The following is a 21,607-nucleotide window of genomic DNA, read 5'->3' as shown; positions in this document are numbered from 1 at the left end:
CGGCGAGCGTGACCGTCGCGACACTGGACGAGGTCGAGGTCGACTATCCCGGGCGCGGCCGCGCTTTGGGACCGGTCAGCCTGTCGATTGGGGCCGGCGAGGTCGTGGCCCTGGTCGGTCCTTCCGGATGTGGCAAGTCCACGGCGCTGCGGCTGCTCGCCGGGCTCGAAGGCCCTACGCGCGGCACGCTTCAGCGGGCCGCCGGTCGGGGCGAAACCGCCGTGGTCTTCCAGGCGCCGACCCTCGCGCCGTGGCTGACGGCCAAGGCCAATGTCGCCCTGCCCCTCGAGCTTTCCGGTGTTCAACGCGACGAGGCCAACGCCCGCGCCGCCGAAGCGCTTGAACGGGTCGGCCTGGCCGGCGCCCAGAACGCACGGCCAGCGACCCTCTCCGGCGGCATGGCCATGCGGGTGTCCCTGGCGCGGGCGTTGGTCGTCGAACCGCGCCTGATGCTGCTGGACGAACCGTTCGCCGCTTTGGACGAGATCACCCGCCGCACATTGGCCGACGACGTGCTGGCTCTGTGGTCCGCCTCGCGGCCCGCCATCGTCTTCGTGACCCACAATGTGGAGGAGGCCGTCTATATGGCCGAACGCGTGGTGGTGCTGACCAGAGGACCTGGCAGGATCGCCGGGATCGCCAAGGTCGACGGCATGCTCCCCCGCCCCGCCGGGTTCCGGACCTCCGAGAGCTTCCGCAGCGCGGTCGAAGAGGTGTCCCACCTGCTGGCCATCGGCATGGACGCTGCTGCGTGACGCGCGCCCTCGCCCCCTTCGTCCTGATCGCCATCCTGCTCGGCGCCTGGGAGCTCGCGGTGCGCGCGATGGGCGTGCCGGCCTATTTCCTGCCCCCGCCATCAGGCGTCGCCGCGGCCCTGGTCGAAAACCTGCCCAGCCTGATGGCCGCGGCCTGGATAACGCTTTCCACTGCGCTGATCGCCCTGGTGATCGCCAGCTTCGTCGCTATCGCCATCGCCATCATCATTGGCCTGAACCCGATCCTGGAGGCCGCCGTCCGGCCGCTGGCCTCGGTGCTGCAGGTGACGCCGGTGGTCGCCATCGCGCCGTTGGTGCTGATCTGGGCCGGCATCGATCATCCAGAGCGGGCGATCATCGCCCTGGCGGTGCTGGTCGCCTTCTTCCCGATATTCTCTGGCGCAGTCACCGGCCTGCGCGCCGCCGATCCGGACCTGGAGCGGCTGTTCGATCTCTATGGTGCGGGCCGCTGGAGCCGCGTCATGCGCCTTCGGCTCCCCTCGTCGGTGCCGTTCCTGCTTGAAGGCCACAAGGTGGGCGCGGGGCTGGCCATCATCGGCGCCGTCGTGGCCGAGTTCGGGGCCGGATCAGGGGGTGTCCGCGGCCTGGCCTGGCAGATCCTCGACGCCGGCAACAAGCTTCAGACCGCCCGCATGATTGCGGCCCTGGTGGTGCTGGGACTGATGGGGGTGGTGCTCCACGCCCTGCTCGACCGCGCCGAACGGGCCGGCCTGAAGTGGTGGCGAGGCCGTTAAGCTCAACCGTTAGGCGGCGATTAAGCGCCTTGGGTTAACCCTGCGGGCCCATGCGCAGCAAACTTCACGACCTGATCGAGATGGCCCAGGAGCCATCCAGCGAGCGGCGGCGAGAACTGCTGCGCGGCGTCACCGACCTGTTTTTCTCCGCCGAAGCGACGCATGGCGCCGACGAGCTTGGCCTGTTCGACGACGTCATGAGCCAGTTGGCCGGCGAGATGGAGGAAGCCGTCCGCGCCGAACTCGCCCAGCGCATGGCTGAGGCCGAGACCGCCCCGCGCGGCCTGCTGCGCGACCTGGCCCGCGACATCTCCATCGACGTGGCCCATCCGGTGCTGGCGACATCCAAGGCCCTGACCGAAGACGACCTGCTCTCTGTGGTGCGGACCCGCGGCCAGGACCACCTGCGCGCCATATCCCAACGCCCCTTGGTCCCGGAGGCCGTCTCCGAGGCCATCGTGGAGCGAGGCGATGACGCCACTCTTGGCGTGCTGCTCGCCAACGAGGGCGCGCTGATGTCCCGTCAAACCCAAGAGATCGTGGTCGATCGCGCGGTCGAAAACCCCGACCTGCACGAGGCTGTCGTCGCGCGCAAATCCCTGCCGATCGACCTGCTGAACGAGATGTATTTCGTGGTCGAGAGCCGGCTGCGCGGTGACATTCTGGCCCGCAACGCCGCCGTCGATCCGGCGGCGCTGGATGCGGCGCTCGCCGCGGGCCGCACGCGCCTGGCCACCCGCGACGGCGCCCTGCCGGCCGACTATGCCGAGGCCCAGACCCAGATCCGCATGCTGCGCGACCGCGACGCTCTTACCCCGCCAATCCTGGCCGGCTTCCTGCGCGCGCGCGAAACCACCAAGTTCCTGGTGGCGCTAAGCGAACTGGCCGATATCGACTTCCACACCGCGCGCCGCATTCTGGAACGCCGCGAACTGGACGCGCTGTCCATCGTCTGCAAGGCCGCGGGCTTCGATCGCTCCCTCTACCTCACCTTCGCTGTCCTGATGCTGGACCGCGACACCAACGCCATGGGCCGGGCGCGCGAGTACGGCGAACTCTACGAAGCCCTGCCCCGAGAGGCGGCCCAGCGCACCATCCGCTTCTGGCGCGTACGCCGGAACTCCGCCGACATCGCCGCCTAGGGCTTCAGCGAGAGGATGTCGTAGCGGATCGGCGCCGTCACCTTGGCGCCAATGGTCGGCAGCCCCTCGCTCGTCCAGATGCTCACACGAAAAGCCGGGGAAATTTCCAGTGTCGCGGCGCCAAACCCATGGCCCTCGGGAGTCTCGCTTTCGACCACGCACTGGCCAAGCGCGCCGTCTGGTTCGATCGTGCAGTCCATCACCACACGCGCAGTCTCAACGCCGGCCGCGATCGCGCTGGCCGGAATAGCGCCGCGCATGACTTCGGCAGTCGGCGCGGCGACCCACTGCGGCTTGCCCGCGAGAGGTTCGCCCCCCTTCAACATTTCCACCGGGAAGGTCACCGCTAGCTGGACGATCGCGCCCTTGGCGCTCCCGCCGCCGGCGAACTTGACGGGTCCCTGAAACTTGGGCGCCAACAACCGCGCGGCCGATCCAAAGCCCAGCCCTCGCGGCGTCTCGCCGAGCACCGAGCAGTCATCAAGCCGGCCGCCGGCGTCGAATTCGCACTTCATCGTCGCCTGCCCGCCGACCATTCGTTCACGTGCGCGCTCCGGATAGACGGCGGCCACCTCAGCATAGGTCGGCGCCGCCATCCATCCGACATTGGATACCGCGGTCGCTCCCCGCCGACTGGGGTCTGGTGAAAAGCTCATGAATTTCACCGGAATGGTCACCCCGTCGAAGGCCACAGGCTTGCCGCCCTTTATCGCCGGGGACATCAGGAACTGAGGCGTAAGCGCCACTGCGGCCGCGCCGAAGCCCGATCCCGCCGGCTGCTCGGACACAACCGAGCACGCAAAAAGCGCCCCTTGCGCCGATACGCTGCAATGGATGACCCCAGTCCCACCCGCACCGCGCCTCAGCGCATCCTTCGGCCAGACAGCGAGCAAATCCTCCCGGTTCGGCTTTCGCTTCCAGTCGGGTTCAAGATCGACGACGGTTTCAACCTGGGCTGCGGCTGGCGTAGCAAACAGCAGCATGACGACAGCGAGCCTGCTCATGTGGGAGCCTCCAATCACTTAGACGCGGCCGCCGGTTCCGGAAGCTGAAAGCGGATCGGTACGCGGATTTTGCCACCAATCATCGGCAGCCCTTCGTCGCTCCAAGGTTTGACCTGGAACAACGGAGACATCGCGATGGCTGAGGCGGCGAATCCATGGCCGCCCGGCTCTTCGCTGTCAGCGGAGCAGCCCGCCAGGCGCCCTTGTTCGCCAATTTCGCATAGCATCACTACTCGGGCGCTGCGAACTCCCGCCTTCGCCGCCGCCACCGGATATCCCGCAGCGACGTCACCGCCGCTGGGCAACTTGGCCCATGAGGCCTTGCCCACCACGCGCTTTGCGGGATCAAGCATGTCGCTGTCGAAAACAAAGGTGATCTGCGTCGAGACGCCCCTCGTGCTGGCCCCGTTCGGCAGCGTTTCCGGCCCGACGAAGCGCTGAGCAAGCACCTTTGCGGCGGTTGCGAAGCCTTGGCCCTTCGGCTCCTCCTGAATCATATTGCAATCGCCGAGACCGCCGCTAGGTCTAAACTCGCAATCAAGCGTTGCGCGCCCGCCCAGTCCCTTAAGCCGCGCCTTCTCAGGGTAGGCCGCCACCACCTCGTCGTAGGTCGGCGCAGCGATCCAGTTCACGTTCGTCAATGTCATGCTATTCCCGAGGGTGCCCGCGCCGGGAATATGGCTGCCCATCGGCAAGTCAGGGGTCTGGAAACTGATGGGAATCCGCACCGTGCTCTCGACGGGCTTGCCGTCGCGAATGCCGGGCTTCATCAGGAATTGCGGGCTGAGCGCGATGGCCGCCGCCCCGAATCCCGCGCCGACCGGCTCTTCCCTGTTCACGGAGCAATCAGCCAAGGCCCCTTGAAGGGTTACCCTGCAGCTGATTACCGCTCGCCCGCCGAGCCCCTTGATCCATGCAGCGCTAGGCCAGACCGCCAGCACATCCGCGGCATCCGGACGTTTCAACCAATCGGGCCGCACATCCAACCGCGTCGCTTCGTCCTTGGCCTCCGCCGAGGACGCCAGAAGACACAACGCAAAAGCGCTTATTTTCGGCTTCATGATCCCCTCCGGCGGCCATGCTCAGAGCAGCCGACCAGGAGCGGCACAGCGCAGTTGAGCGACCGCGATTTTCTCGCCACGCAAGGGCCCGTCACTGCGGCGTCTCGGTGTCCGGCGCCTCATAGCGGATTGGCACGCGGATTTTTCCGCCGATCGTGGGAAGGCCTTCGGCAGTCCAAGCGGTCACCTGGAATGCGCCCGAAAGCGCGACGGCCGCCGCGCCAAATCCCAGGCCCGCCGGCTGCTCCGATGTCGCGACGCAGTTCTCGACTTTTCCTTCGTCGCCGACGCCGCAGCTCATCACGACCCGGCCAGCGTTAACCCCGGCCTTCACAGCTTCGGCTGGGTAGCCTCCGGCGAACTGGTCGCCAGTCGGAAGCGCGCGCCACTGAGGCTTCCCAATCACCCGCTTGTCAGCGTCGAGCATATCGGCGGTGAATGTGAACGGGATCTGGGTGGCGACGCCCAGTGTGCTGGAGCCATTATCAAGCTCGGTCGGCCCGACGAACTGGTCCACCAGCGACTTCGCGGCGCCGCCGAAGCCCTCGCCCTTGGGTTCCTCGGCGAGCACGCCGCAGTCCCCGACCCGCCCCTTGGTCTTGAAGGTGCAATCCAGCGTTACTCGGCCACCGATCTGCTTCGCCCGCGCCTTCGCCGGATATGCAGCCGCCACGTCGCCATAGGTGGGTGCGGTCACCCACGACACATCGGAAACGCTTTTGCGCGTGACCCCCGAAAACCCGCCCACGCCGGGAAGGCGAGTGCCGGTAGCCACCTCCGGCTTCGGGAAGTTCACAGGAATACGAACGCCGCTCACCACGGGCTTTCCATCCAGGGTCGCCGGCTTCATCAGAAGTTGTGGCGTCAAGGCGATCGCAGCATGCCCAAAGCCAGCCCCCGTCGGTGACTCGCTCTCCACCGTACAGGCTCGCAACGCACCATGCAGGCTGACCTCGCAGACGATCGTGGCCTTGCCGCCCATCCCCCTGTTCCAGGCCTCGGCGGGCCAGACGGACAGCAGATCCTCGGACCTAGGCCGCTTGAGCCAAGTCGCCTCCGTAGCAACAGGCGCGGCCAAACCCGTCGACGCCCATGCGATCGCCAGGGCGAACCCGGCGGGAAAATAGATTGATGACATCAACGCCCCCGTTGTCGCGAGCATGCTCGCACGACCGATCAGGGGTTGTATAGCGCCGGCTTAGTAGGACGAACGCGCGCTCGCTATCGGGCCGCCCGCCAGGCGTTCAAGGGCGTCGGCGGCGACGATGCTGAGGGAGCGAAGGCCAAGCTCGCCGAAAACGTCTAGAGCGGCGTTGAGAGCCAGGGCGGCGCTGGCGCGTTCGCCGCGATCCTTGCCGGTGATGTCCAGCCGGGCCTCGTACAGCCGCGCAAGGTTCACCTGCAGCAGCGCCCAGGCGGCCGGATCGCGCCTGGCGGTGATCCCGGTCAGTTCGATCTTGAAGGCGGACTCCGCGGCGTCGAGCACGGTCAGATCGCCCGACAGCTCGGCCGAGCGCGCCAGGCACAGAGCCCGGTTCGAGGCGCCGAAAGCCCGCAGCGAAAGCGCCGGAATTTTCTTGAGGACGTGAGCGGCCCGATCATAGCAGGTCACCGCCTGTTCGTAGGCGCGCTCCGAGCCGCCAGCCTCGCCCAGAGCCTGCAGGCCTTGCGCGAGGGCGGTCTGGCTTCGCGCCCAGTCCAGCGGGCTTTGTTCTCGGGACAGCTCTCCGACCACGTCAGCCAGATCGCCAACGGCCTGGGCCAGAACCTCGACCTCGCCATTGAGCTCGCCCATCAGGGCCAGGGCCTGACCGCGAAGCGCCATGGCGCGGGCCCAGCTCAAGGGTTCATAGGCCACGTCCAGCCCCTTGGCGGCGCGTTCGGCCTCGTCGCGAGCCATGGCCAACAATTCCCCGTCGCGCAGCCGCGCGCCCCAGCCGATCAAGAGGTCGGCCAGAACAAGGCGCGCCTCGACCGCCAGCAGTCGCGCGGCGCGGCAACGCCGCGTGAGGCTCTGAAGTCCGGCGATCGGATGAGCAAACCTGGCCGCCGCGACACGCGCGGCCTGGGCGTCGCCGGTCGCCATCATAGCGCGGGCTTCGATGGCGGCGATGCCGACGTCGGCGAGCGGCAGGGAGAGCCCGCCCCGAGCGGCCGATCGAGCGTCGCGGAAAGCGACATCGGCGGCGGCGTTGAGCCCCTCGTCCCCGAACAACTCCGCGCCCAGCATGGCGCAGAAGGCCTGTTCACAGCGCGCGCGCGCCCAGCCATCGGGCCGGCGGTCTCGCCCGAAAGCCTCCGCAGCGGCTTCCGCGGTCGCGGCGGCCTTGCGCAATGAGGCAGCGTCCCCGGACCGGCGGGCGACCTCGCGCCAGACGATCGCGCTTTCCAGTCGGCGTTGAGCCTCGTCCTTGGCGCCGACGCGCCCCGCGGCGATGTCGGCGGCACGGCCTTCCTTGGCGATCATCCGCAGGTCGAGCAGTTCCAGCAGCGAGGCGTCGCCGCCGGTCAGACCATCACGCGGCGCATTGACGGCGTCCGCGCCGAACAACCGCTTTAGCTCCCGACCGAACTCGAACATGGCAAGGCTCCGATCACCCACCGGCGTCCCATGACGAGACGCCTACGGAAGGTTCAGACCTCTTGGAGCAAACGCGGAGCCGAGATCGTAAACAAGTGGTTAATTGGCCAAGTATGGTTAACGAAGTCTGACTTTCTTGTGTGTGGACGTTAACCCTAACTGGCCCAGAACTTGCGTGGATCGGCTAGTTTCTCGCTAGGCGCGTTCCTTGGAACGCTCGAACCCGATCTTCGGGAAGCGCTCGGCGACATAGCCCATTTCCCAGGAGGACTTGGCCAGGAAGACGTGCTGATCGTCGATGTCCGTGCCCATGGCGCTTTTGTGCTTGCTGGCGAAGTCCTCGACGTCGGCCTTCTCACCCGTGAGCCAGCGGGCTTCGGAATAGGGCGCCTGCTCGAACAACACGTCGAGCTGGTACTCGTTGGCCAGACGGTCGGCCATCACCTCGAACTGCAGCGGCCCAACCGCGCCGACGATGAAGTCGGCGCCGATCACCGGGCGGAATAGCTGGGTCACGCCCTCCTCGGCCAGGCCTTCCAGCGCCTTCTTCAGGTGCTTGGCCTTCAACGGGTCCTTCACCCGCACGCGCTGCAGGATTTCGGGGGCGAAGTTCGGCAGACCGGCGAAGCGCAGGGTTCCGGTCTCCGACAGACTGTCGCCCACCCGCAGGACGCCGTGGTTCGGAATGCCGATCACGTCGCCGGCGAAGGCCTCTTCGGCCAATTCCCGGTCGGAGGCGAAGAACATTATCGGGGCATTGACCGACAGTTGGCGGCCGGTGTTCTGCACCTTCAGCTTCATGCCGCGCTGGAACTTGCCCGAGGTCAGCCGCAGGAAAGCGATCCGGTCGCGGTGGTTGGGGTCCATGTTCGCCTGGACCTTGAAGACGAAGCCGGTGACTTCCGGATCGCCGGGCGCGACATGGATCGGTTCGCCGCCCTTGATCGCCGCGACCGCCTTAGGCGGTGGCGCATAGGCGCCCAGACCCTCAAGAAGCTGGTCGATGCCGAAGTGGCGCAGGGCCGACCCGAAGAACACCGGGGTCATGTGGCCTTCGAGGAAGGCCTTGGGGTCGAAAGGCTTAGAAGCTTCCTGGATGAGCATCGCGCCCTCTTCCAGCTCCGCCTGCTCATCGGGGTCGAGGTAGCTGTTGATCGCCGCGCCATGGAACGCGATGGCGCCGGGGTGGCCCTCGTCCTTGTTGTCGTTGGTCTTCTTGGCGAACGGCAAGAACTTGTCGTTCCGCAGATCGAGCATGCCCTTGAAACGCCCGCCCGAGCCAGCCGGCCAGTAGAGCGGGGCCGGATCCAGCGCCAGCTTCGAGGCGATCTCGTCCAGCAGCTCGATCGGGTCCTGGGCCTCGCGGTCCATCTTGTTGATGAAGGTGACGATGGGGATGTCGCGCAGGCGGCAGACCTCGAACAGCTTCAGGGTCTGCGGCTCGATACCCTTGGCGGCGTCCAGCACCATGACGGCCGCGTCGGCCGCGGTGAGGGTGCGATAGGTGTCTTCCGAGAAGTCTTCGTGGCCCGGGGTGTCCAGCAGGTTGAACATCAGCCCGGCGTGATCGAAGGTCATCACGCTCGCCGAGACGGAGATCCCCCGCTCGCGCTCGATCTTCATCCAGTCCGAGCGGGTGCGCCGATTTTCCCCACGGGCGCGCACCGCGCCGGCCGCACGGATCGCGCCGCCGGCCAGCAGCACGTTCTCGGTCAGGGTCGTCTTACCGGCGTCCGGGTGGGAGATGATGGCGAAGGTGCGCCGGCGGGCGGCCTCGGCGGCGGGGGAATTGCTCATAGCCCGCAGGTAGCGCAGCCGGGCCTCGCGCGAAAGCCCGCGCTTGGTTTCGCGGGCCAGCTAGCGCCAGAAAGCCTAGGCCGCCAGGCGCCGCCAGACCTGTCGGTCGGTCCAGACAGCGTCCATCTGCCCCTCCTCCTGACGCTTGCTCAGCCGAGCCATGACCTCGAAGTCCACATTGGCGTAGCGCAAGGCCACTTCTTCGGGCGCGCAGCCGTACCGCGGCGCGACAAACAGGGCCGCGTTGATGGCCGGCGCCTTGGCGATAATCAGGGTGGCGAGCCGGCGGGCGCGTTCCGGCCGATCGAAATGCAGCAGCGGATCCTCGGAATAGAGTTCCTGGCCGAGTTGGCTGACCACATTGAACGGCAATTCCCTGAACCGCTTGCTGGCCAGCTTTGGCGACAGGCTCATGCCGCTCAAGTTCAGCACCACGTCGTTCAGGAGAAAGAGCATACGTGGCAAGCGCTCACATTACGGGAACGCGACTGTTTGCCACGGGCGTGCTTTCGCAGCCGTTGAGGAAGGCGGTAAACCGGCCGCTAACCTTAGCTCCTAACCTTCTTCGACAGGCTCGGTCAGGAAGTGGCGACCGTCCTTGTCCTCGACCTCGACGACCCAGATATCGGGATCGATGCGGATCGCGCGCTCGATATAGCGGTCCAGGTCAGTTTCCTGATCCGACAACGCCGGGCGCATCCAGACCCGCTCGCCGTCGCCTCGCGTGGCCTCGCCATAGAGCCGGAAGGTGCGGTCGCTGCGGTTCATCACCTTGACCAGAACGCTGCCGGCGCGGGCGTCGCCCTTGCGGACCACGACCGCGTATCCGCCGCCCAGTTCCACGCGGCGGATCAGGGCCGCGACCCAGATGTCGGTGGAAAGCAGCATTTTTTATGGTCTCGATAACAGAGCGGAAAGGCTGAGCTTCTACGGTCGCCCGACGTTCTCGAACATACGAGAAAAGCAGGAAACATGACGAGTACGCGCAGAACCGCGCGGCGCGTCGTGTGTGGATGGATGGGTCTGGCCGTGGCGGGGGTGCTCCTCGCAGCGCCCGGTGTGTCGATGGCCCAGGCCGCCGACCTCTTCTACGAGCGCACGGTGATGACCGCCGCCGACGCCCGCTGCGGGCTGTTCCAAGCCCCGGTCAGGGCCGCCCTGTCGGCGAGCCGCATGCAGGCCCGCGGCGCGGCCCTCCGCGCCGGGGTCGACAAAGCCGGGCTGGCCGCTGTGGAGCAGCGCGCGTGGGCCAAGGCTTCCGCGACGCCTTGCGATTCGGGCGATCTCAACCTGGCCGCTGCGCGCGTACGCCAAGCCTTCGACGGTTACGCTCAACTCAGCCGCATGACCTATCCTGGCGAACTGGCCGAATGGCGCGCCGACCGGGCGAGCGGCGCGGCTGTACGTTGGCGCCTGCAACAGACCGCCAGCTTTGGCTGGAACCGGATGATCTTCGGCCTGGCGGGCCGTGACGGCGCCAATTCGCTCATGGCCGTGGCTCAGTTTCCGGACGGCAAGACCCCGTATGCCGCGCGCCTGGTTCTGCGCGACGCCACGACCACCCAAGGTCCTTATCTCGACACCCGCGGCCAGCCGCTGGCCACCCTGCCGCTGGCTCGCCGGCTGCCCCCGGCCTCGGCCCGCAGCGTCTATTCCGCCGAAGCCCGCAGTCCGGCGGGCCTGGATCTGATGCCCAAGGACATGAAATCGGCCTGGGCGTTCCGCTTCCCGCCCAGCGCGGCCTACGCCCTGGCTCAGCTCGATCCTCGCGAGGCCGTAGCCGTCGAGTTCCTGTTCGCCGCCGGCCAGGGTGAAAACGTCCGCCGCGCCTATGTCGAGGTGGGCGACTTCGCGGCAGGACGCGCCTTCCTGCAGGTCGCCAGCCGCTAGGAAATGCGGGCCGGTTCCGGGTGCTCGATCACCGGCAGCCGGACGGTCACGGTGGTTCCCTCGCCCAGGCGGCTTTCGATTTCCATCTCGCCCCCATGCAACTCGGCGAATGATCGCACGAGGGACAAGCCCAGCCCTGTGCCCGTCGCCCGCTGGGCCGGACCACCCGCCTGCTCATAGGGACGTCCAAGCCGCTGCATGTCCTCGGCGCTGATGCCAACGCCGGTGTCGGCCACGACCAATTCCAGCACCGGGCCGTCGGCATGGATGGTGACGGTGACGGCGCCGCCGCGCGGCGTGAACTTCAGGGCGTTGGAGACCAGGTTCAGGGCGATCTGCTTCATCGCGCGCCGGTCGGCCGTGACGTCGAGCGGCTCGCGCGGCAGCAAGCCACGAAGCTGCACCCCCGCCCGGTCGGCCTGGCCGCGCATCAGCCGCAGAACCCCGGCGACGGCGTCGCGGGCGTCGAAGATGTCGCGAGACAGCTCGAATCGCTCGGCCTCGATCTTCGACATGTCCAGGACGTCGTTGATCAGATCCAGCAGATGCCCGCCGGAGTCGTGGATCAATTCGGCATATTCGGCGTAACGGTCCGACAACGAGCCGAACAGTCCCTGCCGCATGATGTCGCTGAAGCCCATGATGGCGTTCAGCGGCGTTCGCAATTCGTGGCTCATATTGGCCAGGAACCGCGACTTGCCGGCGTTTTGCGCTTCGGCGTCGGCGCGTGCGCGTTCCAGCTCGGCCTCCCGATCCCGGGCCGCCCGGCCGTCGCGAAGCGTTCCCATGATGCGACCGCCGGCGACACGCCGAAGACTGAGCACGAGCCAGCCGTCCGGCTCGCGCGTCGGCGCGAACCCGACCTCAGCCGCTCCATCGGCGACGGCGGCGGCGATCGCCGCCTGCACCCGCGCCTGATCGTCCGACGCCACGAAGTCGGTCAACAGCCGCCCCTGCGCCAGTCCAGCCACGCCGGCCGGTTCAGGCCCCCAGGCGCCGACGAGCTTGCCGCGCGCGCTCATCGCGACGAGCAAATGCGGTTGATCGTTCAAGGCCTGACGCAACCGGGCCTCAGCCTGACGATGCAGATTGGCGTCAGCGCCTGCTCCGCGCTGGAGGATCACGAGCCCAGACGCCAGCCCCACCACGGTCGTTGTCAGGGCCACCACCCCCAGAACATTGGCCAGGGCCGGGCTCAAGACCGGAACATCCAAGGTCAGACCAGCCAGCGCCGCGACGCCGACCGACGCCAGCGACACCGCCGCCCCGAGCGCCAACCGCGCGCCGTGGCCAATCACCGCCGCCGCCGCCAGGGGCAGCAGGCACAAGACCGCGAGCGGACCGGCCACGCCGCCGGTGAAAATCGCCGCAAGGGCGCCGGCCACGCCAAGACCGATGATGACCAGGATCGAGCCTGCGGCCGACGACCTGGTCTTTGACGTCGTCCGGGCGATGGGGCTCTCGATCACGAAAAGTCTCGACGCCTCCTTCGCTGAGCGCTGCACATTGATGCGATCTTAGCGGCCCTAGTGAGTCCCCGCGAGGCCGCTCGCCTTGGACGCGACCGCATTCGAGGCCTCGAACCACATGATCTTGTTGATTGAAAGGAAATCGTAAGCGCGGCGGGACTAAGGCTAGCTAAGTCAAAGACCGCGAGGCTTTCAGTTCAGTCCATGGCCCAGGCGGCTCCCAAACGACCGGTTCACGCGTCAGAATCGGAGCAGTCCCCGCAGGCTGAGGTCGCCCCGCGATCGAGCGCCCGCGCGCGTCGCGAAGCGGCGCTGGACGAAACCAAACGATCCTTCCTTCGAATGGCCAGCCACGAGCTGCGCACGCCGCTCAACTCGATCCTGGGCTTCTCCGAGATCATCGCCTCGGAGCTGTACGGCCCGCTGGGCGCGCCTCAGTACAAGGAATACGCCGAGATCATCCGCATGAGCGGCGCTCGGCTGTTGAAGCTGGTCAATCAGGTCCTGGAAATCGCTCGGTTGGAAGGCCGCGCCATGGACATCGACCTGCAGCAGGAGTCGATCGACCACGCGCTCGACGACGTCCTTGATGGCCTTCGCGAAGAGATCGCCCAGGCCCGCGTGGCCATCGACATTGAAAACCAGGGCGCCCTGCCCGCCGTCATCGCCGACGCCCGGGGCCTGAGAAACATTCTGACCAACCTGATCCAGAACGCGGTCATCTTCGCGCCTGAAGGCTCGGACATCAGCATCCGGGCCGAGGCCGCCGGCCGCCATGTGGAGATATCCATCACCGACCACGGTCCCGGCGTCGATCCAGCCGACATCCCAAGACTGCTGATGCCGTTCGAGCAGGGCGAAAACGCCCTGACCCGCAGAAGCGAAGGCGCGGGCTTGGGCCTGCCGATCGTCGAACTGCTGTGCCTAGCGATGGAAGGCCGGTTGAAGCTCTCGTCAGTCGCCGGCCAAGGCCTGACCGCGCAGGTTCGACTACCCGCGGCCTAGGGTCCTGTTGCGTTTACCCCCTGCGGCGCCTAAGTCGCCAATGACATGACGACGATCGCGCAAGACCTCGAAGACCTCTCCCAAGAATTCGACCTGCTGGGCGATTGGGAGGAACGATACCGCTACGTGATCGATCTGGGCCGAGAACTCGCCCCTCTGACCGACGCCGAACGGAACGACGCCAACAAGGTTCGCGGCTGCGCCAGCCAGGTCTGGTTGGTGACCGAACCGCAGGCTGATGGAACTGTCGTGTTTCGTGGTGATTCAGATGCGCACATCGTGCGCGGCCTGATCGCGGTGCTGCTGCGGTTGTTTTCCGGCAAGCAGGCGAAGGACATCCTGGCCAGCGACGCCAAGGCCGCGTTCGACAAGCTGGGCCTGAGCGGTCACCTGTCGGCGCAAAGATCCAACGGCCTAGCGTCTATGGTGGGGCGCGTCCGGCGTGACGCCGAGGCCCTGACCGCGGCCTAGATCTCAGGCGGCGCGGATGCCGCTGACGACCGTGTCGCCTTGGACGCCGACCACGGCGTCATAGCCAAGGATCATATCGACATCCCGGCCGTTGGAGGCCAGCGGCAACCGCAGCCACAGGATGGAGAGATGCGCCGCGCCTCGCCAAGCGAGGCTGTGGACGCCCACCGCCGGCCGCCGCTCATGCACCAGCCTGGTCAGTTCCTGGCGCCAGTAGTCGGTCGCCGATGAGTTGTATACCTCCCCTAGCGAACGCCCGGTGATCTCGCGGCCGTAGACGCCATAGAGGCCGGTTCCGGCGAGCCGCAGACGAAACTCCATCGGTTCGCGACGCACATCGATCAGGCTGACCGTCGGCAGCAAACGCTTGAAGTCTTCAGGGCGAATGTCGTTACGCCCTGGGAGTTGGCCGCCATTCCGAAGGCGGGCCCAATAGGCGTACAATTCCTCATGTGCGCGGGCGGCCGCCGCCGAAGCTCCGATCTGTGCGGCCATATTCAGATTCCTTAACAACCCCTTGGAATCGCGACGAATCACTTATCGCCCAGAGGGTGATTCGCCCGCAAGTGGAAAACTGCGAAGCCCCCAGGAAATCAGGCCAAAAGGTGGCCTTCATCACCAAGTGGGCGCTTCCGCCGCACCCTGCGGACACAAAAACGCCCGCCGGTTACGGCGGGCGCTTCTAAGTCGGCAATGCGCCGTACTTTTACTTGGTGCGCTTGCGCGGAGCCTGACGGCCACCTTGGCCAAGGCCCATTTGCTTGGCCAGATCCGAACGAGCCTTAGCATAGTTCGGTGCAACCATAGGGTAGTCCTTCGGAAGACCCCACTTCGCACGGTATTCTTCAGGGCTCATATTGTACTTCGTACGAAGGTGACGCTTGAGCGACTTGAATTTCCGGCCGTCTTCCAGGCAAACCAGATGATCAGGCGTGATCGAACGGCGAACCGGAACCGCAGGTTCCTTGGGGGCGGCTTCCTGGACATCGGAACCAGAGGAAATACCCGCCAACGCACGGTGGACGCTCTGGATCAGATTGGGGAGATCGGCCGCGGCGACCGAATTGTTTCCGACATACGCGGAAACAATATCCGCCGTCATCTCAATGACTTCCGATTTCTCGTCCATATTTCTCGGTTCCGTGAGTGCGGTTGCACCAAGTTGGGGGATGACTGATTCACGACATCAGTGATCGCGTTGATATCTGGAAGCCAACTCAAGCACAAGCATGGAACAGACTCTTATTCTTCAACGAACGTGTCCACGACTAAGAATAGCTGCTGCACCGCACCAATTTCTTGTGCAAGGCGCCACTATTGCATGCGGTGAAATGCCACAACCGCAATGATTAGCGGTCAAAATCCTTCGAAAGCGTCAGCATGGCCGCCCATTCTGGGTCTGAGTATTCGCCAGGAGTGAATTCGCCGTCGTTTCGGACTGCGCGAACCAACGCTGGTGTGAGCACCGAACTCATCGACCAGTTCCAATATCGAAGCACTGTTTGGGCGCGATCCACCGCGATCATGTCGTAGACGATCATAACTCGCTCCAGCGCGGGCGACGGGCCGCCCGCGCCATCGACTTCGGAGCGCTTCAAACCCCGCCACAGCGCGCGGATGGCTTGCTTGGGCAGGCCGGTGGCCTTGCAAAGCACGGCGATCGGCTCACCGCCTAGATCAGCGAAGATACGGACGCCGATCATCGGCTTGATCCCGGAAAGATAGGAAATCTCCTCCGCGATTTCCGGCGTCAGGCCGTGCTGCGCCCCGGTTACGGCGTCCTCGAGGCTCTTGGCCGCCTCATCCTCCGAGGTGAGACGGCTGCGCTGGCGACGCTCAATAAACTGCAGCGCCTTGCGCGACACCGGATCTTGCCAGTTCTCCTCGGCCGCAATGGCGAAGATGTCGCTGGCGGCGTCCTGCAATATCTCCCGCGAGACGGCGAAACGGCGAAGGATGACGTTGCGTGTCTCGGCGTCCGCCCACCAGAAGAGCATATAGGCGTGGGCCGGGCGCAACTCGGGACGCTTCAGCAGGGCCGAGGTCAGGCGTGCGTCGCCGCGCGTCAGAGCGACCACCGCCTCGATCCCGCCCGTCGAGAACCGCGCGTCATTGTTCTTGAGCAAGCACTCCAGAACCAGGATCTCGCCGAACTCGATCAATACATCGCACACGACCTCGCTGACGCCGCCAAGCAGGGCGATCAGACGCCGGTGTTCCAGCCCCGTCATGCGGGCGCAGTCGAGCAGATCGGCGTCCGAGAGAACCGCGGCGTTGATCAGCAGCTCTTCGGCGACATCGACCTCATCGCGCAGCAGGAAGCCCACGAGGCTCGCGGGAATTTCCATCATCCCGGACAGCCGGGCCGCGACCTTCTTTCGCTCGGCCGGCTCAGCCTCGCGCAGCATGTCGACCAGCAGGTCGGCGGTCATCGCCCGCTCGAACACGTTCACACGAGAGGTCGGCAGGCAGACGACGTCGGCCAACCGCCGCAACAAAATCCCGCGCGCGCGGGAAGCCAGGGCGGCCTCCCGCGAGGGTTCAAGATCGGTCGGCGACTGCGGCAGGTTCATGAGAGGTCCGGAGCAAGGCCAGACTCCATCGAATCACACCGCGCTTAATCACCCGTTCACTTGAATTCCGGCGCATCCCAATGAGGCCAAATATCCGGCAGGTCCGTCGAAACCTGATTGGGGAAGACCGGGGGGCGTTTCTCCAGGAACGACATCACGCCCTCGCGAGCATCGGCCATCGCGCCCCGGATTTGGATGCCACGACTGTCGGCGCGGTGCGCGTCCATCGGGTGGGGCGCGCCCGCCATCCGCCAGATCAGTTGGCGAGTGATCGCGATCGAAACCGGCGCGGTGTTTTCGACGATCTCGCGGGCCAGGGCCCTGGCCGCCGGCAGCAGTTCGTCTGGCGCATGCAGCGACCGCACGAGGCCGCGATCCAGCGCCTCCTGCGCCGAGAACACCCGGCCGGTGTAGCACCACTCAAGCGCGGTCTGGACGCCGACCAACCGAGGCAGGAACCACGAAGAGGCAGCTTCTGGATTGAGGCCGCGCCGCGCGAAGACCAGGCCGAACCGCGCCTCGGTGGACGCCAAGCGGATATCCATGGGCAACTGCATAGTCACGCCGACGCCGACCGCCGGCCCATTCACTGCCGCGATCACCGGCTTGAGGCTGTCGTAGATCCGCAACGACACCAGCCCGCCACCGTCACGCTGAACGCCGTCGCGTTGGCGGGCGGCTTGGTCCTCACCCCCGCGCTTATCATAGTCGAAGGTCTCGCCGCCGGCCGAAAGGTCGGCCCCGGCGCAGAAACCGCGCCCAGCCCCGGTGACGATCACCGCCTTCACCGCATCGTCAGCGTCGGTGACGTCGAACACCGCGATCAGGTCTTTCATCATCTGGGTGTTGAAGGCGTTGAGCTTGTCGGGGCGATTGAGGGTGATCGTCGCCACCCCGTCCTCAAGCTCGTAGGCCAGGGTTTCGAAGCTGTGGTTCGCCATCTCATCCTCCCGTGGTTTTGTTCATTCCGCCCCGCTTGACGGACGGTCCGTCAAGCACCGCATATGTGAGTGAACAACGATAATTCAGGGAGGACGGTCGAGGCGCGAACACAGCGCCCGGCCGCCGCAAGGAAGAGTTCATGCATCCGGCTACGCACGCGCAGACCCACCCCGACCGCGCCGCCTACATCATGGCCGGCTCCGGCGAACAGGTGACCTACAAGCAGCTCGACGACCGCTCCAACCAAGGCGCGCAGCTGTTCCGGTCGCTGGGGCTGAAGGCCGGCGACGTGATCGCGATCCTGATGGACAACCATCCCCGGTTCTTCGAGATCGCCTGGGCCGCCCAGCGTGCCGGTCTCTACTACGCCTGCATGTCATCAAAGCTGACCGCCGGCGAGATCGAGTACATCCTGACCGACTGCGAGGCGAAGGTGCTGATCACCTCGGCCGGCGTCGGTCCGGTGATCGACGAAATCCCCGCCCTGGCGCCGAACCTGAAGCTGTTCATGGTCGGAGAGGCCCGCGCGCCCTACGAGAGCTTCGAAGCGGCTCGCGACAAGCATCCGGCCACGCCGATCGCCGATGAAACCGCCGGCGCGGACATGCTCTACTCGTCCGGGACCACAGGTCGTCCGAAAGGCATCAAGCCGCCGCTGACCGGCGGGCCTATCGACGCGCCCTACGCGCTGGCGATGATGGCCCAGGGGCTGTTCGGGTTCCAGAACGACAGCGTCTACATCTCGCCGGCCCCGCTCTACCACGCCGCCCCGCTGCGCTGGTGCATGAGCGTCCACCGCCTTGGCGGCACGGTCGTGGTGATGGAGAAATTTGACCCGGAAGAAGCGCTGGCGCTGATCCAGAAATACAAGGTCGATGTCGGCCAATTCGTGCCGACCCACTTCGTTCGAATGCTGAAGCTGCCGCCCGAGGTCAGGGCCAAGTACGACGTCTCGTCGATGCGCTCGGCCGTCCACGCCGCCGCCCCTTGCCCGGTGCCGGTCAAGGAACAGATGATGTCTTGGTGGGGGCCGGTGATCCACGAGTACTACGCCGGCAGCGAGGGCAACGGCTTCTGCTACATCGGCCCGCACGACTGGCTGACCCACAAGGGTTCAGTAGGCAAGGCGACGACCGCCGAACTGCACGTCGTCGGCGAGGACGGCGAAGAGGTCCCGCCACGCACCGAGGGCACCATCTATTTCGGCGGCGGCACGCCGCTGAGCTATCACAATGCTCCAGAGAAGATCGCCGAGAACACCAACAAGCATGGTTGGACCACACTGGGCGATGTGGGCTGGGTCGATGAGGAGGGCTTCCTCTACCTGACCGACCGCAAGAGCTTCATGATCATCTCCGGCGGCGTGAACATCTATCCGCAGGAACTCGAAAACCTGCTGATCACCCACCCGAAGGTCGCCGACGCCGCGGTGGTCGGCGGGCCGCACGAGGAGATGGGCGAACAGGTGATCGCTGTGATCCAGCCGATGGAATGGGCCAACGCCGGCGAAGACCTCAAGGCCGAACTGGCCGCCTTCTGCCGCGCCAACCTCAGCCACGTGAAGTCGCCACGGGTCATCGACTTCATGCAGGAACTGCCTCGCCACCCGACCGGCAAGCTCTACAAGCGCCTCATCCGCGACGCCTATTGGGGCAAGGAAGGCTCCAAGATCGTGTAGCGACGGGCCCAGGCGTCCGGGTAACATTGGTCTGGCGCATCGCGAGACAAGCTCCTAAGCTCAGCCCCGATGCGCGCCCAGCCCAACCAAGTTCTGAACGTAACCGTCCCCTCCTCGGGGACCTGACGGACGAACTCGGCCTGACGCGGCCGCTCTCTCGCCGGTTCCCTTCCCTCGCGGATGGACCGGCTAGAGCTCTCCATCCGCCTATTCGATGGAGATAGACGTGACCCAACCCGACTGGTGGTACGACGACCTCAAGCAGATCGGCCTCGATTTCGAGGACGAGGCTGAAGTCGCCACCTATGACGCCCGACAAGGCGGCTCGATCGACGCCGACCGCGCCCTGCTGACCCGGCTTGGCGTGACGCCGACGACGGCCATGGCCGATATCGGCTGCGGAACCGGGCTATTGGCCTGCACAGCCGCGACGATGGCCGGATCGGTCCGCGCGATCGACGTCTCGGCGGCCATGCTGCGTGCGGCGGAGGCCAGGGCAAGGTCGCAGGGCCTGGCCAACATCACCTTCGAGCGCGAGGGCTTCCTGACCTTCGCGGGGTCAGGCGACCTAGATCTGATCGTCACCAAGGCGGCGTTGCACCACCTGCCCGACCTATGGAAGGCCGTGGCCTTGACGCGGATGCGCGATGCGCTGAAGCCCGGCGGCCGCATCTATATCCGCGATGTGGTCTTCAACTGCACGCCAGACGCCGTGCCGCTCACCGCAGCGCGCTGGATCGAGGACCTGATCCAGCAGAGCGGCTACAGCCGGGCCGATGGGGCTTGTCATGTGCGCGAAGAGCACTCGACCTTTGGCTGGATCCTCGAGCGGATGATCAGCGAGGCGGGCTTTACGCTGCAGGAGCGCACCCACGATGGCGTCTACGCCACCTACCTCGCCGAGGCGCCCGGCTAGTAGGAACGCCCGATCAGGATCTCTTCAACACCGGGCTCACCGGTGAAGACGCAGGGTCCGAAGCTGGACGGTTGGTTCATCGGCGCGTTGCGCAAGGTGAGCTTGAAGCCCTTGAGGCGCTGTTCGACAGCGTCCAGGGCCTCGCCCGTCGGGCGCGACCAGGAAGCGCGAACCCAGCCCTTGAAGGCCGAGGTTTCTTCCTCTTCGTCCGACACCTTGCCGAAGTACTCGGCGACCTGGTCGAAGGTGGTCAGGTCGCCGCGAATGTTGGCGTCCAGGCTGGCCTTGGCCTCTTCGAACAGGGTCTGCTGGATCGCAGCCAGCAGGCCGGGCGCGGCGTCGACGAAGTCGTCGCGCGACATCGCTTGGGACTGCACCTTGTCGCCGTCGCGGAGGTTGTCGCGGCGCATGAAGGTCACCTGACCGGACGCTGCATCGCGCGGCCCCAGCTCGACGATGATCGGCGCGCCGCGGCGCACCCAGTTCCAGCGCTTGTCGCTCGACTTCTGGTCCTTGGTGTCCAGCAGGGCGCGGATCGGCTCGCCCAGCGCGAACTTCTCATGCAGCGCCTTCACCAGGCCCTCGGCGAAGGCCAGGACTTCAGCATCCTCGGGCTTGCCGCGCAGCATCGGCACCACGACGATCTGGCGCGGAGCGATGGCGGGCGGCAGGCGCAGGCCGTCGTCGTCGCCGTGGGTCATGATCACGCCGCCGATCAAGCGGGTCGACACGCCCCAGCTCGAGGTGTGGCAGAATTCCAGGTCGCCGCTGTCGCTCTGGTAGCGGATGTTCTGGGCGCGGGAGAAGCTGGTGCCCAGATAGTGCGAGGTGCCGGCCTGCAGCGCCTTGCCGTCCTGCATCATCGCTTCAATGGAATAGGTGGCTTCCGCGCCGGGGAAGCGTTCGTTCTCGGGCTTCTCGCCGGCGATCACCGGCATGGCGAGCACGGTCTCGGAGAACTCCCGGTACATTTCCAGCGCCTGAAGCGTGGAGGCCAGGGCGTCCTCGCGGCTGACGTGGGCGGTATGCCCCTCCTGCCAGAGGAATTCCGAAGTGCGCAGGAACAGGCGCGTGCGCATCTCCCAGCGGACCACATTGGCCCACTGGTTGATCTTCATCGGCAGGTCCCGATAGCTCTTGATCCAACGCGAGAAGGCGTCGCCGATGATCGTCTCCGAGGTCGGGCGGACGATCAGGGGCTCTTCCAGCTTGGCGTCGGGATCGGGCTGCAGCTTGCCGTCGATGTTCTTCAGCCGGTGGTGGGTGACCACCGCCATTTCCTTGGCGAAGCCTTCGACGTGTTCAGCTTCCTTGGCGAAGAAGCTGAGCGGGATGAACAGCGGGAAGTAGGCGTTATCGACGCCCATCTCCTTGATGCGGCGATCCATGGTCTGCTGAATGCGCTCCCAGACCCCATAGCCCCATGGCTTGATGATCATGGACCCACGCACAGGGCTGACCTCGGCCATGTCCGCCTCGCGGACGATGGCTTGATACCAGTCGGGGAAAGTCGACTTGTTGCCGGTCATCCGGCTGACGCTGAGAGCTCGTTGCATAGGGCGCTCTTT

Annotated in this window: 21 protein-coding genes; 8 read left to right on the top strand and 13 right to left on the bottom strand. The window is 66.0% G+C overall.

Going from position 1 to position 21,607, the window contains the following annotated elements; genetic code table 11:
• The first annotated feature begins 8 nt into the window (after positions 1-8).
• The 3 genes from Q8M13_RS08985 to Q8M13_RS08975 are packed head-to-tail and all read left to right on the top strand — an operon-like array spanning position 9 to position 2,652.
• Positions 9-755, top strand: a complete 747-nt coding sequence (locus Q8M13_RS08985; protein ID WP_305299494.1) for an ABC transporter ATP-binding protein — start codon at positions 9-11, stop codon at positions 753-755.
• A complete protein-coding gene (locus tag Q8M13_RS08980; protein WP_305299492.1) occupies positions 752-1,510 on the top strand; it encodes an ABC transporter permease in 759 nt (252 codons plus the stop codon). Before Q8M13_RS08985 ends, Q8M13_RS08980 begins: the two co-directional genes overlap by 4 nt.
• 50 nt (positions 1,511-1,560) lie before the next feature.
• Positions 1,561-2,652 carry a DUF2336 domain-containing protein gene (locus Q8M13_RS08975; RefSeq protein ID WP_305299491.1) on the top strand — a complete coding sequence of 364 codons (1,092 nt, stop codon included), beginning with the start codon at positions 1,561-1,563 and terminating at the stop codon, positions 2,650-2,652.
• Here the strand turns inward: Q8M13_RS08975 and Q8M13_RS08970 are convergent.
• The 7 genes from Q8M13_RS08970 to Q8M13_RS08940 form a co-directional block, all read right to left on the bottom strand.
• A complete protein-coding gene (locus Q8M13_RS08970) occupies positions 2,649-3,656 on the bottom strand; it encodes an energy transducer TonB (protein WP_305299489.1) in 1,008 nt (335 codons plus the stop codon). The two genes, Q8M13_RS08975 and Q8M13_RS08970, sit on opposite strands and share 4 nt — an antisense overlap.
• Positions 3,657-3,670: 14 nt before the next feature.
• The gene (locus Q8M13_RS08965) at positions 3,671-4,717 is read right to left on the bottom strand and encodes an energy transducer TonB (protein WP_305299488.1); all 1,047 of its coding nucleotides are present in this window, start codon (positions 4,715-4,717) and stop codon (positions 3,671-3,673) included.
• A 91-nt stretch (positions 4,718-4,808) separates the two neighbouring features.
• Positions 4,809-5,855, bottom strand: a complete 1,047-nt coding sequence (locus Q8M13_RS08960; protein WP_305299487.1) for an energy transducer TonB — start codon at positions 5,853-5,855, stop codon at positions 4,809-4,811.
• 60 nt (positions 5,856-5,915) lie between these two features.
• On the bottom strand, positions 5,916-7,298 hold the full coding sequence (locus Q8M13_RS08955) for a hypothetical protein (RefSeq protein ID WP_305299485.1): 1,383 nt from the start codon (positions 7,296-7,298) through the stop codon (positions 5,916-5,918).
• A gap of 195 nt (positions 7,299-7,493) precedes the next feature.
• Positions 7,494-9,095 (bottom strand): peptide chain release factor 3, encoded by a 1,602-nt coding sequence (locus Q8M13_RS08950; RefSeq protein ID WP_305299484.1) that lies wholly within the window; start codon positions 9,093-9,095, stop codon positions 7,494-7,496.
• A 75-nt stretch (positions 9,096-9,170) separates the two neighbouring features.
• Positions 9,171-9,551 (bottom strand): hypothetical protein, encoded by a 381-nt coding sequence (locus tag Q8M13_RS08945; RefSeq protein WP_305299482.1) that lies wholly within the window; start codon positions 9,549-9,551, stop codon positions 9,171-9,173.
• 99 nt (positions 9,552-9,650) lie between these two features.
• A complete protein-coding gene (locus Q8M13_RS08940; protein WP_305299481.1) occupies positions 9,651-9,983 on the bottom strand; it encodes a DUF1491 family protein in 333 nt (110 codons plus the stop codon).
• An 84-nt stretch (positions 9,984-10,067) separates the two neighbouring features.
• Here Q8M13_RS08940 and Q8M13_RS08935 point away from each other — a divergent pair, with 84 nt between their 5' ends.
• Positions 10,068-10,985 carry a hypothetical protein gene (locus tag Q8M13_RS08935; RefSeq protein WP_305299480.1) on the top strand — a complete coding sequence of 306 codons (918 nt, stop codon included), beginning with the start codon at positions 10,068-10,070 and terminating at the stop codon, positions 10,983-10,985.
• Here the strand turns inward: Q8M13_RS08935 and Q8M13_RS08930 are convergent.
• Positions 10,982-12,454: a HAMP domain-containing sensor histidine kinase gene (locus Q8M13_RS08930; RefSeq protein ID WP_305299478.1), complete on the bottom strand. Its 1,473-nt coding sequence runs from the start codon at positions 12,452-12,454 to the stop codon at positions 10,982-10,984. The two genes, Q8M13_RS08935 and Q8M13_RS08930, sit on opposite strands and share 4 nt — an antisense overlap.
• A gap of 204 nt (positions 12,455-12,658) precedes the next feature.
• Here Q8M13_RS08930 and Q8M13_RS08925 point away from each other — a divergent pair, with 204 nt between their 5' ends.
• Both Q8M13_RS08925 and Q8M13_RS08920 read left to right on the top strand, forming a co-directional pair.
• Positions 12,659-13,459, top strand: coding sequence for a sensor histidine kinase KdpD (locus Q8M13_RS08925; protein ID WP_305299477.1), 801 nt, complete (start codon positions 12,659-12,661; stop codon positions 13,457-13,459).
• A 45-nt stretch (positions 13,460-13,504) separates the two neighbouring features.
• On the top strand, positions 13,505-13,930 hold the full coding sequence (locus Q8M13_RS08920) for a SufE family protein (protein WP_305299476.1): 426 nt from the start codon (positions 13,505-13,507) through the stop codon (positions 13,928-13,930).
• Between the two features lie 3 nt (positions 13,931-13,933).
• On the opposite strand, the gene Q8M13_RS08915 is transcribed toward Q8M13_RS08920, so the two are convergent.
• The 4 genes from Q8M13_RS08915 to Q8M13_RS08900 form a co-directional block, all read right to left on the bottom strand.
• Positions 13,934-14,425: a PAS domain-containing protein gene (locus Q8M13_RS08915; protein ID WP_305299474.1), complete on the bottom strand. Its 492-nt coding sequence runs from the start codon at positions 14,423-14,425 to the stop codon at positions 13,934-13,936.
• Between the two features lie 211 nt (positions 14,426-14,636).
• Complete coding sequence (locus tag Q8M13_RS08910) at positions 14,637-15,059, bottom strand: MucR family transcriptional regulator (protein ID WP_056733150.1); 423 nt, start codon at positions 15,057-15,059, stop codon at positions 14,637-14,639.
• Between the two features lie 220 nt (positions 15,060-15,279).
• Complete coding sequence (locus Q8M13_RS08905) at positions 15,280-16,503, bottom strand: DUF2336 domain-containing protein (RefSeq protein ID WP_305299472.1); 1,224 nt, start codon at positions 16,501-16,503, stop codon at positions 15,280-15,282.
• Positions 16,504-16,559: 56 nt separating this feature from the next.
• Positions 16,560-17,444: a crotonase/enoyl-CoA hydratase family protein gene (locus Q8M13_RS08900; protein WP_305299470.1), complete on the bottom strand. Its 885-nt coding sequence runs from the start codon at positions 17,442-17,444 to the stop codon at positions 16,560-16,562.
• Between the two features lie 140 nt (positions 17,445-17,584).
• Here Q8M13_RS08900 and Q8M13_RS08895 point away from each other — a divergent pair, with 140 nt between their 5' ends.
• Both Q8M13_RS08895 and Q8M13_RS08890 read left to right on the top strand, forming a co-directional pair.
• On the top strand, positions 17,585-19,123 hold the full coding sequence (locus Q8M13_RS08895) for an acyl-CoA synthetase (RefSeq protein ID WP_305299469.1): 1,539 nt from the start codon (positions 17,585-17,587) through the stop codon (positions 19,121-19,123).
• A 226-nt stretch (positions 19,124-19,349) separates the two neighbouring features.
• The gene (locus Q8M13_RS08890; RefSeq protein WP_305299468.1) at positions 19,350-20,039 is read left to right on the top strand and encodes a class I SAM-dependent methyltransferase; all 690 of its coding nucleotides are present in this window, start codon (positions 19,350-19,352) and stop codon (positions 20,037-20,039) included.
• Here the strand turns inward: Q8M13_RS08890 and Q8M13_RS08885 are convergent.
• Positions 20,036-21,595: an aminoacyl--tRNA ligase-related protein gene (locus Q8M13_RS08885; RefSeq protein WP_305299467.1), complete on the bottom strand. Its 1,560-nt coding sequence runs from the start codon at positions 21,593-21,595 to the stop codon at positions 20,036-20,038. The two genes, Q8M13_RS08890 and Q8M13_RS08885, sit on opposite strands and share 4 nt — an antisense overlap.
• Positions 21,596-21,607: the final 12 nt, after the last annotated feature.

The sequence above is a fragment of the Phenylobacterium sp. genome (genome assembly GCF_030681155.1).
Taxonomy (GTDB): domain Bacteria; phylum Pseudomonadota; class Alphaproteobacteria; order Caulobacterales; family Caulobacteraceae; genus Phenylobacterium.
This window is presented reverse-complemented; position numbering and strand designations above follow the sequence as displayed.

What these genes read in the sequence shown, in the direction of transcription:
- Q8M13_RS08940 (WP_305299481.1), bottom strand. Translation starts at nt 9,983, where the DNA reads ATGCTGCTTTCCACCGACATCTGGGTCGCGGCCCTGATCCGCCGCGTG.
- Q8M13_RS08905 (WP_305299472.1), bottom strand. Translation starts at nt 16,503, where the DNA reads ATGAACCTGCCGCAGTCGCCGACCGATCTTGAACCCTCGCGGGAGGCC.
- Q8M13_RS08895 (WP_305299469.1), top strand. Translation starts at nt 17,585, where the DNA reads ATGCATCCGGCTACGCACGCGCAGACCCACCCCGACCGCGCCGCCTAC.
- Q8M13_RS08915 (WP_305299474.1), bottom strand. Translation starts at nt 14,425, where the DNA reads ATGGCCGCACAGATCGGAGCTTCGGCGGCGGCCGCCCGCGCACATGAG.
- Q8M13_RS08965 (WP_305299488.1), bottom strand. Translation starts at nt 4,717, where the DNA reads ATGAAGCCGAAAATAAGCGCTTTTGCGTTGTGTCTTCTGGCGTCCTCG.
- Q8M13_RS08945 (WP_305299482.1), bottom strand. Translation starts at nt 9,551, where the DNA reads ATGCTCTTTCTCCTGAACGACGTGGTGCTGAACTTGAGCGGCATGAGC.
- Q8M13_RS08970 (WP_305299489.1), bottom strand. Translation starts at nt 3,656, where the DNA reads ATGAGCAGGCTCGCTGTCGTCATGCTGCTGTTTGCTACGCCAGCCGCA.
- Q8M13_RS08885 (WP_305299467.1), bottom strand. Translation starts at nt 21,595, where the DNA reads ATGCAACGAGCTCTCAGCGTCAGCCGGATGACCGGCAACAAGTCGACT.
- Q8M13_RS08960 (WP_305299487.1), bottom strand. Translation starts at nt 5,855, where the DNA reads ATGTCATCAATCTATTTTCCCGCCGGGTTCGCCCTGGCGATCGCATGG.
- Q8M13_RS08950 (WP_305299484.1), bottom strand. Translation starts at nt 9,095, where the DNA reads ATGAGCAATTCCCCCGCCGCCGAGGCCGCCCGCCGGCGCACCTTCGCC.
- Q8M13_RS08925 (WP_305299477.1), top strand. Translation starts at nt 12,659, where the DNA reads ATGGCCCAGGCGGCTCCCAAACGACCGGTTCACGCGTCAGAATCGGAG.
- Q8M13_RS08955 (WP_305299485.1), bottom strand. Translation starts at nt 7,298, where the DNA reads ATGTTCGAGTTCGGTCGGGAGCTAAAGCGGTTGTTCGGCGCGGACGCC.
- Q8M13_RS08935 (WP_305299480.1), top strand. Translation starts at nt 10,068, where the DNA reads ATGACGAGTACGCGCAGAACCGCGCGGCGCGTCGTGTGTGGATGGATG.
- Q8M13_RS08900 (WP_305299470.1), bottom strand. Translation starts at nt 17,444, where the DNA reads ATGGCGAACCACAGCTTCGAAACCCTGGCCTACGAGCTTGAGGACGGG.
- Q8M13_RS08975 (WP_305299491.1), top strand. Translation starts at nt 1,561, where the DNA reads ATGCGCAGCAAACTTCACGACCTGATCGAGATGGCCCAGGAGCCATCC.
- Q8M13_RS08910 (WP_056733150.1), bottom strand. Translation starts at nt 15,059, where the DNA reads ATGGACGAGAAATCGGAAGTCATTGAGATGACGGCGGATATTGTTTCC.
- Q8M13_RS08920 (WP_305299476.1), top strand. Translation starts at nt 13,505, where the DNA reads ATGACGACGATCGCGCAAGACCTCGAAGACCTCTCCCAAGAATTCGAC.